The following is a 12,425-nucleotide window of genomic DNA, read 5'->3' as shown; positions in this document are numbered from 1 at the left end:
TAAGGCTTGTCATACTTGTCGGCTATGATCTTTTATCACTTCTAAAGCCGATTTTTATCCGTTATAAAGTCGACCTTCACCCCATTCGGAGTCCTGAACGCCATGACCACCCTGCACAGCACACCTCGCGCCGATGGCTTCTACATGCCTGCCGAATGGGCGCCACAAACCCAAACCTGGATGATCTGGCCCGAGCGCCCGGACAACTGGCGCCTGGGCGGCAAGCCGGCGCAGGCGGCCCATGTGGCGGTGGCCAAGGCCATTGCGCGCTTTGAACCGGTGACCGTCGTAGTGTCTGCCGGCCAGTACGAGAACGCCCGTGCGCGCCTGGATGTGCCCAATATCCGCGTGGTGGAAATGTCCAACGACGACGCCTGGGTGCGCGACACCGGCCCGACCTTTGTGATCAATAACAGCGGCGAAGTGCGCGGCGTGAACTGGGATTTCAACGCCTGGGGCGGCTTTGACGGCGGCCTGTATGCGCCGTGGAGCCGCGATTCGCAGGTGGGCGGCAAGATCCTCGAGATCGAACGTGCGCCGCGCTACCGCACCGAAGGCTTCGTGCTGGAAGGCGGTTCGATCCATGTCGACGGCGAAGGCACCGTGATCACCACCGAAGAATGCCTGTTGAACCGCAACCGCAACCCGCATCTGGACCGTGCGGCGATCGAAGCGGTGCTGCGTGACAATTTGGCGGTGGATAAAGTCATCTGGTTGCCGGACGGCCTGTTCAACGACGAAACCGACGGCCATGTGGATAACTTCTGCTGCTACGTGCGCCCCGGCGAAGTGTTGCTGGCCTGGACCGATGACCCGCAAGACCCTAACTACGCGCGCTGCCACGCCGCCATGGCCGTGCTGCAAAGCAGCACGGACGCTAAAGGCCGCCCGTTCACAGTGCATAAAATGCCGATCCCAGGCCCGTTGTACGCGACCGAAGAAGAATGCGCCGGTGTCGATCCGGTAGACGGCTCGCAGGAGCGTAATCCTACTGTGCGCCTGGCGGGTTCCTACGTGAACTTCCTGATCGTTAACGGCGGCATCATCGCGCCAAGCTTCGACGACCCGCTGGACAGCCAGGCCAAAGAGATCCTGCAGAACCTGTTCCCGCAGCACGAAGTGGTGATGGTGCCGGGCCGTGAACTGTTACTGGGCGGCGGCAATATCCATTGCCTGACCCAACAACAGCCGGCACCGCACAAAAACTGAGTGCGGTTGTAACAGCGTTTGAGTGAACGCCGAGCGCTACTTGTTTATAGCGCTTGCAGCAAGCCCGCAGCCTGGCTAGGTTGCGGGCTTTTTTGTGTCCGAATGCCTATAAATACGGGACATTGGCATAGCTCTTGTATCGGTGTTGCCACAGTGTCCCAAGGTGATGACTGCACAGTTCTGTCACAAACCTTGAGTAAGTTAGCCGCTCACGCAGTAGGAGAGAGCGCTGAAATGAATGCCGATATCAACCCGATCTACACGCGCCCGTTCCACCCGACGCGGGTTAGTGGTGATGCGATCCATGCGCTGGCGCTTTGGTTGAAGGCAAACGGCTCGCGACAGGTGAGGCAGCAACAGCCTGATGTGCGCAGTGTGATGATTGAGCGCTACCCGGCGGGGTTGTTCAGTGAGGATGAGCTGCTGGCGTTGTGCGAACTACTGAAAACCTGAAGAACACCCAGATTTGATCGTTCCCACGCTCCGCGTGGGAACGCAGCCGGGACGCTCTGCGTCCCGCTTCTGAGGTCGCGACGCAGAGCGTCACAGGAGGCATTCCCACGCAGAGCGTGGGAACGATCAGAACCTGAAGACCACTGAGATCAATAGTGGGAGCTGGCTTGCCTGCGAAGGCATTCTGTCAGCCAGCGACTTTCCAGCATATACACCGCTTTCGCAGGCAAGCCAGCTCCCACATTGACCGAGTGAAACTTAGAAATTGTAGGTGCCGGTTACCACCAGGCTACGTGGCTCGCCCGGTTGGATCTGCGCTGCGCTGGTGGCCGAGGCGTAGTAGTTTTTGTCCGCGATGTTGTTCAGCGCCGCACGCACGTCCCATTCTTTCTGGCGGAACCCGGCCAGTGCATCCCAGCGGCCATAACCAGGCAGCACCACGGTGTTGAGGTTGTCGGCGTAACGGTCGCCCACCAGGGTCAGGCCGGTTTCTGCGTACCAACCCATCTCCGGTTTCCAGGTGATAAACAGGCTGGCGTTACGCTTGGCGACGTCGCTGATGCGTTTGCCTTCAAAGCCGTTGTTGTCCTTCACCACCTTGGCATCCTGCAGGCCGATGCCGCCGCGTACATACCAGTTGCCGACGACTTTGCCGGTGGCGGTCAGCTCCACGCCGCGTGAGCGTTGCTCGCCGGTGAGCAGGGTGATGGTGCGGTCCAGTGGGTCGCTGGTGCGGCGGTTGTAGAGTTCCAGCTCGTACACGGCCAGGGTGGTGCTCAGGCGGTCGTCGAGCCAGTCGCTTTTAACCCCGATTTCCTTTTGCTTGGTCAACTCGGGACTCAGGTCGTTGACGGCGCCTGCAGCATTGGGGGTGATGCCGATCAAGCCGCCGCCGGCCGGCGAGAAGGTTTTGCTCCATGAGGCATAGAACGAGTGGTGTTCCAGCGGCGTCCAGACCAGGCCGATGCGCGGGCTGGTGCTGTGGCTGTCGACCGCCTGCTGGGTGTTGAGCAGCTTGCTGGTGGTGTCCACTTCAAAGTGGTCGTAACGCAGGCCGGCCAGCACTTGCCATTGATCGTTGAGGCGCAATTGGTCCTGCACGTAAAGGGCGCGGCTTTCGACTTCGGTGTGGTTGTTGCTGGAAACACTCATGCGCCCGGTGTGGCTCAAGTGGCGGTCGGGCTGGTTGAGGTCCAGGCTCGGCACGGCCTGGCCGCCACGGTTGGTGGCGGTGGCGCTGTACAACTTTGGATCACGGCGCTGGCTGCCCAGCTCCAGGCCGGTGAGCAGGCGGTGCTCCAGGCCGAAAGTGTCGAACCCGCCTTCCAGCTCAAGGTTGTTGAACACGTTGCGGGTGTTCAGGTCTTGTTGCCAGCGCTGGCGCGAGACTTTGTTGGTTTTTGGGTCGTAGCCGACCTGGTAGGTGTTGTCGAAATCGCTGTCGAGCTTGAACACGCCGAGGGTGTGGCGCAGCTGCCAGTTGGCGTTGAGTTCATAAGCCAGCTTGGAGCGCAGGGACTGGGATTTATCGTCGATGTAATCGCGGCTATCGAAGTAGGTCGTGCTGCGGCTCACATCGGCCGGGCGGCCGTTGACCCCAGGAATGCCACGGTCCGGCGTGCGGTTGTAACGGCTGTATTCGTATTGCACCAGCCAGTTCAGGTCCGGCGTCAGTTGCCAGCTCATCGACGGCGCGAACAGTTGGCGATTGCCGCTCACACCGTCGCGAAAGCTGTTGTTGTCCTGGTTGCCCATGTTCAGGCGCAGGCTGATGTTATCCGTTGGGTCGGTGCTGAGGTCGGCATACAGGCTGCGCAGATCCTGGCTGCCACCTTGGGCTTCGATGCTGGAGGTGTGGCCCGCCTGGGGCAGTTTGCTTACGCGGTTGACGATCCCGCCCTGGCCGCCGCGCCCGTACAGCACGGCGGCCGGGCCTTTGAGCACTTCGATGCGCTCGATGTTATGCAGGTCGCGCACGTACTGGCTGTCGTCGCGGATGCCGTCCAGGTAGAAGTCATTGCTCGCGTCAAAACCCCGGATACGCAGGCTGTCGAAGCGCGTATCGGCGCCGCTGCTGACGTTGGGAATGCCGCTTAACGCCTGCCCCAGGTCGTTGGTGCCGTAGGAACGCAGGCTTTCGGTTTTAACCGAGTCGATGGCCTGGGGCACGTAACGCACCGAGGTGGCTGTGCGGGTGGCGGTGTTGGTCTCCTTGACGCGCGGGTCGTCTTCGTCGGCTTCGGCGCTCACCGACGTTTCGGGCAAGACCGTGGCGGCACAGGCGAAGCCGGCAGACAGCAAAACAGAAAGCCCAAAAGTGATGGGCGTCAGGCGAGAGGCAGGCATGGGGAATAAATCCAAAAGTGTTGGAAAAAGGAAAGTGCGCGAATGGTAATGCTTTGCATTTGCGCAGGTTATCTATTCCCAAACATACCCTCGTCAAAAATGTTACATAATGTGTTTTCTTGACGAATCAGACGATTTTTCAGGCTCGAGCGAGGGCCTTGGAATGCACCGCTTAGAATTATTTCGCCTAAATACAGACGATTCACGAAATTGACACATAGTTCAACGCGCGCATAGGATTGCGCCCAACGCCTGTGGCTCACCGCCATGACTCATCCAATAAAAAAAGGCCCGCGGCAGTTCAGTCGTCCGCGGGCCTTGTTTTTTCTGGAGGAAGTCGACACCAGAAAAGCGACACGGAGCCTGGTGTCACAGCGCGTACTCAACCAGTAATAAGGAATATAAGAAATGTTGAAGCAACGGATGAGTCTGATCGCTCTGGGGATTTTGAGCGCATCGACAGCAATGGCTAACGACCAGGAGCAATCCAAGGGTTTCGTGGACGACAGCCACCTGAACATCGCAGCACGTAACGCCTACATCAGCCGTGACTACAAAAACGGCAAGCAAGACAAAGCCGAATGGGGCCAGGGCTTCATCGGCAAGTTCGAATCCGGCTTCACCCAAGGCACCGTCGGTGTGGGTGTGGACGTGATCGGCCAATACGCCATTCGCCTGGACGGTGGTAAAGGTCGCAGCGGCGCTGGCGGTATCGACTTCTTCAAGCAAGGCGACAGCGGCGAAGCCGCCAACGACCTGGCCAAGGGCGGCGCTGCCGTGAAGTTCCGTGTCTCCAACACTGTACTCAAGTACGGTGACCAGATGCCGGCTGTGCCTGTGCTGCAGTACGACAACTCCCGTCTGTTGTCGGAAACCTACACCGGTACTTCGATCGTTTCCAAAGAGATCGCCGGCCTGCAACTGGACGCCGGTCACTTCACCAAGGAAGCTCGCAAGAGCGCCGAAGGTTCTGACAGTGGCGCGCTGAAAAGCATCGACTACATCGGTGGTAGCTACAAATTCACCGAAAGCCTGTCGGCCGCGTTGTACGCCTCCAACATGCAGGACGTGCTGAAGAAGCAATACGTCAACGTCAACTACGTGCTGGCCCTGCCAGAAAAGCAATCGTTGACCTTTGACTTCAACGGCTACAAAACCAAGCTGGACCGCAGCTTCGCCCTGGAAAACCAAGGTGATGCGGACGCCCGCGACAACAAAATCTGGAGCCTGGGCGCTACCTGGGCTGTTGGCCCGCACAGCTTCACCCTCGCTCACCAGCGCAGCACCGGTGACACCGGCTACTTGTACGGCGGCTACCGCAACGCTGGCGGTATCGGCGACGGCGGCAATACCATCTTGCTGGCCAACTCCTACTGGTCCGACTTCAACGGCAAGGACGAGCGCTCCTGGCAAGCAGGCTACGGCCTGGACTTCAGCGCCTTCGGCGTGCCTGGCCTGACCTACAACATCGCTTACGTGCGCGGCACCAACATTGACGACGGTTCCAACCGTGGCAGTGGCACCGAGCGTGAAATCTTCAACCAGTTCAAATATGTCGTTCAAAGCGGCCCAGCCAAAGACCTGAGCCTGCGCGCTCGTGCGTCCTGGTTGCGCGTCTCCAGCAACGCCAGCAACTACAACGTAGGCGGTAACGAAATCCGTCTGTTCGCCGACTACCCGATCAACGTTTTCTAATTGATCGCACGTCGCGCCTGATGCCAGGCGATAAAAAACCCCGACTGGTTCGGGGTTTTTTTATGCCTTTGGATCAGCGACGGTGATCGTTCCCACGCTCTGCGTGGGAACGCCTCTAGGGACGCTCCGCGTCCCGCCGTCAACGATCAAGGGTGGTTTTTTATCAGTTTTGCGGACGCCAGCGGGAGGCGTCCAATCGTGTAGAAGTACCGCGGGAACTTGTTACACCACATCACTAATGTAGTACTCAAACCCCCATTTATCTCGACTCAGCGCACGCCTAAATTGACCCCACTGCCGGCCCATCACCCCGATGCCCGCCCATTGGAGCCATCACTATGCCCTTCGTCAGCCTGCGCATCACCCGTGACGGCGTGACCCCTGAGCAAAAAGCCCAGGTCATCGCCGAGTTCACCGAAACCCTCGAACGCGTGCTCAACAAGCACCCGGACCTGACCCACATCGTCATCGAAGAAATCGACACCGATAACTGGGGCTACGCCGGCATCACCACCACCGAATACCGCAAATCCCAAGCCCTTACCGGAGAAACAAAATGAGTAAAGTCGTGATCATTACCGGTGCCTCCCAAGGCATCGGCGCCGCCGTGGTCCAAGCCTACCGCGCCCTCGATTACCGCGTGGTGGCCACCTCGCGTTCGATTCAGCCATCCACCGACCCGAACATCCTCACGGTGCCCGGCGACATCGCCGACCCGGCCACCGCCCAGCGCGTCATCCGCGAAGCCCTGGCCACCTTCGGGCGCGTCGACAGCCTGATCAACAACGCCGGCATCTTCATCGCCAAACCCTTCACCGCCTACACCCAGGACGACTACGCCAACGTGCTGGCAGTGAACCTCAACGGCTTTTTCTACATCACCCAACTGGCCATCGCCGAGATGGAAAAACACGGCGCTGGCCACGTCGTCAATGTGACCACCAGCCTGGTCGATCACGCCATCGACGGCGTGCCTTCGGTACTCGCCAGCCTCACCAAAGGCGGGCTGAATGCCGCGACCAAATCCCTGGCGATTGAATACGCCAAACGCGGCATTCGAGTGAACGCGGTAAGCCCGGGCATCATCAAGACGCCGATGCATGGCGAAGACTCCCACGCTGCATTGGGGCAACTGCACCCGGTAGGGCGTATGGGCGAAGTGAGTGATATTGCCCAGGCGATCACCTACCTGGAAAGCGCGGGGTTTGTCACCGGTGAGATCCTGCATGTGGACGGCGGGCAAAGCGCCGGGCACTGACACGCTGACGCGCCTGGCCTAACCCGGCCGGGCGTGGTCATCCCGTCGCGAGCGCCGGAAAAAGGCTTTATAGGCTCGGCTGAACGCGGCCTCGGACTCATAGCCAATCGCAAAATCCACCTCGCCGATGCGACCTTCCTGCTTGGTCGGCGTTGCATGAATAGCCCTTAGCGCCTGCGCGATACGCGCATCCGACAACCAAGCGCTTCTATGTGGGAGCCGGGCTGAACTGCGATAGCGCCCGCCCGGCGAGCCCATTTACCGCTTACTGCTCAGCATTACAGGGCGACGCCAACACCTTCACCACATCATCAATCACCGCCTTGCTCATCTCCTGCAAATAATGCGACGCCCAGGCATAACGGTCCGTCTCCTTCGTCATCGCCGCATCTTCTGCGAGCAACTTGGCGACGTGAAGCAAATCGGAAACGTGGTGCAAGGCTTCATGCAGGGAAACACCGCTGTTGACGCGGAACAGAGGTTGGTCGGAGTGAAAGGAGAAAGGGGTGACGCCGAGGGTGGTGAGTGCGGGTGGGTTTGTTGCGGTCATTGGTGGAACTCCCATATTGAGTGAGAGCAACACGTTCGTTGTGACAACGAATGCGTGGCGCTAGTGGCGCCTGCATCAAATCGGGTTCTCAGGCCCGGTCGCTGGGTGGTAGCGACGGGGGGAGGTTAGCGTGGTGAGGGGTGGGGAGCAATCGGGAAAATTGATGGGTTGTTTTTTCGGTCAGTTGAGGCGGTTCGAATAGGTGGCTGGTGAAATTATTGGTTTTATGAGGGCGGCATAATTATTGGCTAGCCATAATTATGAATAAAACTTGGGAGGCGGGGTGAGGGTGGCTTTTGGTGGTCCGGTGGGTTTGGAGAATACGTCTCCCGGGACTGACGTTGAGCTGAGCAAGGCGTCATAGAAATCGAGATTTGGACTGAGGCAAGCAGCCCGAGATGTTAAGTGTGGACACTTTTTGGGCATTTTGGCCAAAACGGTGATCTGACTTTTTGCGGTTTCCCAAACCGCAGAAACCACAAAGCCCCGCATTGCGGGGCTTCGAGATATGGTGCGGCACCAGGAGTCGAATAGAGTTTTATCTTGTTGTTTTTAAGATGTTCTTTAAGTCGAAGTGATGCAGAGTATCTCATAAAGTACCCTTTAAGCTTTATCTAGTTTCGCGCGAGTCATGTAGCTGAAGTGGCTTGAAGAGCCGAATTTTACAGGTTGATGATCTTGAGAGATGTAGTCATTATCAGGCGGGGGGAAATATTATTTTTGAAGTTGTTATGTTTCTATGTGGGTTTATTGGTTTTTACATCTCTACATTGTGAGTGTTTCTTGAAGGGGCGGGATGCTGTCCTATGATTTTTTCTCTTATAGCTATAGCTTCAATGCTCATGGCATTAGAAGATACTGATCCAATTAAAATGGATTTGCTTTTTCTTATGAAATCTAGCTGCATGACTTCTTTTTTCGAAAGTATTGATATATGTGCATCATTTATTTGGGTGCTGAAGATTTCCTTGAGTTTTATTGCAAATATGCAGGATTTTTCGTCAGTGTTATCATGGACTATAAGTAAGTCTATATCTTGGAATTCGGTTCTGCCATTGAAGTACGAGCCGAATCCGTAGATGAGCAGATCCTCTTTATAGGACAGGTCCTCTTTATAGGAGTTGATCATATAGCAAGTTTTTCTCTTTAGTATTCTGTCAGATATTCCCAGTAACGTGTGAGGTTCAGTGCGGCCATGAACTCGCGAATTTTGAAAAGTCCTACAGACCTTTCTCGGCAATACATTTTTGCTTCAGGCGAATAACCACACCAGTTGGAGTTGATGATGATTGCATCCAGCTGACCAAGCTTTTGTATGGTTTCTTGATATTCAGCAACTCCATAGCTGTAACACTCGCAAATGAAAATTTTTAATATTTTTCCATTTGTTAGAGATAGATCGTAAAGTCCTCCTTGTATGTTTTTTAGGCTGGAAACTTTGTTATGGCCACGCATACGATCTTCGAAGAATCCGTATTCTTCGTAATGGCTCATCCAAGGGAAATTTTTATTTTGAGCAGCCATTCTAACTTTCCATGATAAGGTTTTCGAATTCTGCGGGAAATCTCAGCACAGCTTCATAAGGGATCTCGTCGTGCACCCATTTTTCATAACTGGAGGCGTGTGTCAAGAACGACCCAACTATTTTCTGTTTTAACCTAGGGAAAAGGGTTTGATTTTCCTTTATTAAAGAGGTGATTATCCTGTTGTTGGGGACAATCGTTGTTAGACGTTCGGAAAGCCAAAGAGCATGAAGCTTATCACTATGAGGATTCCTTTGAGCATTTTCCGAGAGCGGGCCATATTGAAGCCAAGATTGGTGGTTCTCTGAAAGATAAATGCAGATATTATCTTTGAGTTCCTCTAAGGTTGAATATTTGATGGCGTTTAATTTGCTAGAAATGTAAGTTTCGTGACAAATCTTCATTTCCAGCAAAAACTCTACAGGGAATTTTTCTTCATTCTCTTTTTTGTCAATCAGTGTGTGATGATTGGGGCAGAGTAGGATTAGATTTTCATAGTCATCTCTTTCTACGTCGTTCTGGGTGGCATCGTATCTGTTAGCATCTTTTCTTCTGCCTTTGATGTGTGCCATCTCACCTAAAGTATGTGGCGCCGATTCCGCAGCCTGTTCGACCGTTAATTTTTCTGTACATCCGGTAAATGAGCATCGGCCTGCAGCGTTTGACCAAAGTAGTTTGATAGATTTTTCAGTAATAGCCATGTAGGACTACTCTATTTTGTGGGTTTTGGTGTACTTTGATTCGATTAAATAATCGTGTTATGAAGATTAGGCATTGATGGTAAAGGGAAGTTTTGAAAATATCCATGCCCGTCAGATTTGTTAGGTTGGCCCCTAAGCTAGAGAGGATTTTTAGTCGCTCGTGAATGGAAACCTAGTCACGCCCTGATTGGTGCCCCACGTCATCCCGCCAAGAATGCTGAGTGTTATCAGGGATCAAGGCCCCTGCGACCTGCGAGGGTTGTCCACTAACGCGGGACTGGCGGCTCTTTACGACCGGGAGCTTGGGCATCTCATGATCTGGCCTCCTGAGCACTTCCGAAGAAGTGGGCGGGTGGAGCTGCGCTGGCTGACGAGACCAGCTGGAAAAGGGGACGGATTTATTTTCACTCGCAATATGCGGGCAGTACGTACGTCAGATATTCAGGGCGAGCCAAGCAATAGCAAGGTGGGGAAAGTGAAGGATGCACACGGTTGAGTAGAAAGGGCGGATGCATCCCCCAGAAACAACAAAGCCCCCACATTTCTGTGGAGGCTTCGTCTTATATGGTGCCGGCACCAGGAGTCGAACCCGGGACCTACTGATTACAAGTCAGTTGCTCTACCAACTGAGCTATACCGGCGTGTTAGGGCGACGATTATAGCGATTGCCAAGCTTCTGTAAACCCCTGAATTCTGACTATTTTTGCAGAAACCAAGGTTTTTTTACGCTCGCTGCTTTTTCTTACCCTCGGGAGCCTCAAATCCGACTCAATTGCCGTCGCCACACTGGTCGGTAAATTTCATGTACGCCAACACCTGCGCCTCGCCTTTAGAGTCCAGGTAGGTCATGCGCGCGTTCACCACGCCGCATCCCGAGCGGGTGTCTTCGGTGGTCGACAGCACCCGTTGAATATCCGGCTGATGACTTGCCTCGGCATGGGCGGTGAAGGTCAAGCCAAGCAGGCTGGCGGCGATTAGGGTTTTCCAGTTGTTGGTGTTCATGGTGATGGCCTCTGAGGTGCAATGGTGGGGTGAGGCCATTGAATGCCGGGGAGGTATCCGGGCTGTGTCGCGCAGGGCAGGTTTTGTTTCGTTGTGTATGGCGTGGGGATCTATGTACTTGTTGATACGAACGGCGAGCTTGTATTGGTTGAAAAACACACAGTGATCGCGTCGTGCGTTGTTTTATAGATGTATATCTCCTGGCAAAAGAACAGCCATAAGAATGGCGTAATGCCGCTCATCTTCAAACCTGGCAGGCGTTGCCCAGGCGCGGGTTTGCCGGCTGGCGACCTTTGGTGAAACCGATGCTGTGCAGCAGCAAAGCCTTAATCGCTGGCTCGGCCAGGACCAGGCATTTCTCGCCAAGCGCCTGGCCGCTTCGTTTCGCCGTTTGGCCAAGATGGACGAGGTGCTCGCGCCGTACCTTGCGGGGCGGCGCAGGCCTATGGGCGCGACACGTTTGACCCAGCGTTGAATAGCGGCGGCTGCCAGGATGTAACTGCGTTATGCCGTGCGGTGAGCTTTCGGATACATTCGCCTAGAAATAGCCATTAAATTGACCATTTACCGCTTGTCTAAAAAATTATCAGCTAAAACACCAAAATAATGACACCTGCCTGCGTGTGACACAGAATGCCTCACTAAGACGCCCATAATAAGACCTGCGGTAAGTGCCTGCTTGCCGACCTTCACGTCTTTAGCTGCGTCGTGAGGAGCTGCCCATGAGCCTTAGCGAAGAGCTGTTGACGTTGTTCGGCAAGAACGTCAGCCATGATGCCGACGGCATCAATGCACGCATGCACGTTTTTGGCAGTGTGCCCGCTAACGAAAACCCCCATTCCCAATCGACTCATCCAGCAGCGCTGCGCCCCAAAGTGGTGGCGTTGGTGTCGATCAATGGTGGTGTCGGCCGCAGCACTCTGGCCACGGCGTTGAGCAGCGGTTTGCAGCGCCATGGCGAATCGGTGGTGGCGCTGGACCTGGACCCGCAGAATGCCTTGCACCATCACTTTGGCTTCAGTGCGACATTGCCGGGTATCGGCCGTACCAGCCTGGAGCATGGGCAGTGGAGCCCGCTGCAGCAGCTTGGCTTTGCCGGTTGCCAGGTCATAACCTTTGGCGATATCGACATTGAGCAGCAGGAAAGCCTCGAGCGCTGGCTCAAACATGAACCCAGCTGGTTGGCGCAGCGCCTGGCGGCCCTGGGCTTGAGCGAGCGGCAGACGGTGATCATCGATACGCCCGCCGGTAACAACGTTTACTCCCATCAAGCGCTGAGCGTGGCCGATGTGGTGCTGGTTATCACCCAGGCCGACGCCGCCTGCCTGGGTACCCTTGATCATTTGGATGGATTGCTCGCGCCGCACCTCGAGGGTGAACGCCCGCCAGTGGTGCATGTGGTGGTCAACCAAGTGGATGAGAGCAACGCCTTTAGCCTGGACATGCTGGAGGCGTTCAAACAGCGGCTGGGCAAAGCGCCGCTGGAGATGCATCGCGATATGGCGATCAACGAAGCGTTGGCGTTTGCGGCCGACCCGTTGGATAACGCTACAAAGCGGCTGGCTGGCGACGATATCAACGAGATTTGTCGCGTGCTGAAAGCACCGAAAAGAACCGCATAAATCGCGCTTTATGCAGTTAGCGCCAGATGCTTATGCACAATCGGTTGGTCGGGCCTGTCACGAAAC

The 12,425-nt window shown here is 55.6% G+C and carries 13 protein-coding genes and 1 tRNA gene; 7 read left to right on the top strand and 7 right to left on the bottom strand.

Features of this window, described 5'->3' with window-relative positions:
- Positions 1-102: 102 nt before the first annotated feature.
- Both aguA and AB4P96_RS00310 read left to right on the top strand, forming a co-directional pair.
- Positions 103-1,209: an agmatine deiminase gene (gene aguA, locus AB4P96_RS00315; RefSeq protein WP_176991699.1), complete on the top strand. Its 1,107-nt coding sequence runs from the start codon at positions 103-105 to the stop codon at positions 1,207-1,209.
- 234 nt (positions 1,210-1,443) lie between these two features.
- Complete coding sequence (locus AB4P96_RS00310) at positions 1,444-1,662, top strand: hypothetical protein (protein ID WP_395600400.1); 219 nt, start codon at positions 1,444-1,446, stop codon at positions 1,660-1,662.
- A gap of 258 nt (positions 1,663-1,920) precedes the next feature.
- Here AB4P96_RS00310 and AB4P96_RS00305 read toward each other — a convergent pair whose 3' ends face one another.
- Positions 1,921-4,008: a TonB-dependent siderophore receptor gene (locus AB4P96_RS00305; protein ID WP_099549511.1), complete on the bottom strand. Its 2,088-nt coding sequence runs from the start codon at positions 4,006-4,008 to the stop codon at positions 1,921-1,923.
- Positions 4,009-4,416: 408 nt separating this feature from the next.
- Between AB4P96_RS00305 and AB4P96_RS00300 the strand changes: the two genes are divergently transcribed.
- From AB4P96_RS00300 to AB4P96_RS00290, 3 genes are all read left to right on the top strand, one after another.
- Positions 4,417-5,703 (top strand): OprD family porin, encoded by a 1,287-nt coding sequence (locus tag AB4P96_RS00300; protein WP_056860697.1) that lies wholly within the window; start codon positions 4,417-4,419, stop codon positions 5,701-5,703.
- A gap of 338 nt (positions 5,704-6,041) precedes the next feature.
- The gene (locus AB4P96_RS00295; protein WP_395600399.1) at positions 6,042-6,263 is read left to right on the top strand and encodes a 4-oxalocrotonate tautomerase family protein; all 222 of its coding nucleotides are present in this window, start codon (positions 6,042-6,044) and stop codon (positions 6,261-6,263) included.
- On the top strand, positions 6,260-6,961 hold the full coding sequence (locus tag AB4P96_RS00290) for an SDR family NAD(P)-dependent oxidoreductase (RefSeq protein WP_169986650.1): 702 nt from the start codon (positions 6,260-6,262) through the stop codon (positions 6,959-6,961). The genes AB4P96_RS00295 and AB4P96_RS00290 overlap by 4 nt, the downstream gene beginning before the upstream one ends.
- 265 nt (positions 6,962-7,226) lie before the next feature.
- Here the strand turns inward: AB4P96_RS00290 and AB4P96_RS00285 are convergent, their stop codons facing one another.
- The 6 genes from AB4P96_RS00285 to AB4P96_RS00260 all read right to left on the bottom strand — a co-directional run bounded on the left by AB4P96_RS00285 (position 7,227) and on the right by AB4P96_RS00260 (position 10,737).
- Positions 7,227-7,511, bottom strand: a complete 285-nt coding sequence (locus AB4P96_RS00285) for a DUF3077 domain-containing protein (RefSeq protein WP_068931363.1) — start codon at positions 7,509-7,511, stop codon at positions 7,227-7,229.
- 757 nt (positions 7,512-8,268) lie between these two features.
- On the bottom strand, positions 8,269-8,640 hold the full coding sequence (locus AB4P96_RS00280; protein ID WP_330792399.1) for a nucleotidyltransferase domain-containing protein: 372 nt from the start codon (positions 8,638-8,640) through the stop codon (positions 8,269-8,271).
- Positions 8,641-8,657: 17 nt separating this feature from the next.
- Entirely contained in the window at positions 8,658-9,035 is a 378-nt protein-coding gene (locus tag AB4P96_RS00275) for a hypothetical protein (RefSeq protein WP_330792401.1), read from the bottom strand.
- Position 9,036: 1 nt separating this feature from the next.
- Positions 9,037-9,735, bottom strand: coding sequence for an HNH endonuclease signature motif containing protein (locus AB4P96_RS00270; protein WP_339541768.1), 699 nt, complete (start codon positions 9,733-9,735; stop codon positions 9,037-9,039).
- Positions 9,736-10,300: 565 nt separating this feature from the next.
- Positions 10,301-10,376: transfer RNA gene (locus tag AB4P96_RS00265), tRNA-Thr, on the bottom strand.
- 127 nt (positions 10,377-10,503) lie between these two features.
- Positions 10,504-10,737 (bottom strand): DUF2790 domain-containing protein, encoded by a 234-nt coding sequence (locus AB4P96_RS00260; RefSeq protein ID WP_395600398.1) that lies wholly within the window; start codon positions 10,735-10,737, stop codon positions 10,504-10,506.
- Positions 10,738-11,047: 310 nt separating this feature from the next.
- On the opposite strand from AB4P96_RS00260, the gene AB4P96_RS00255 reads away from it, so the two are divergent.
- On the top strand, positions 11,048-11,212 hold the full coding sequence (locus AB4P96_RS00255; RefSeq protein ID WP_240792791.1) for a hypothetical protein: 165 nt from the start codon (positions 11,048-11,050) through the stop codon (positions 11,210-11,212).
- Between the two features lie 247 nt (positions 11,213-11,459).
- On the top strand, positions 11,460-12,359 hold the full coding sequence (gene bcsQ, locus AB4P96_RS00250; protein WP_177032378.1) for a cellulose biosynthesis protein BcsQ: 900 nt from the start codon (positions 11,460-11,462) through the stop codon (positions 12,357-12,359).
- Positions 12,360-12,425: the final 66 nt, after the last annotated feature.

This window comes from Pseudomonas sp. B19125 (genome assembly GCF_044218855.1).
Taxonomy (GTDB): domain Bacteria; phylum Pseudomonadota; class Gammaproteobacteria; order Pseudomonadales; family Pseudomonadaceae; genus Aquipseudomonas; species Aquipseudomonas edaphica.
The sequence above is the reverse complement of the archived record's forward strand: the minus strand, read 5'-3'. Positions and strand labels throughout refer to the sequence as shown.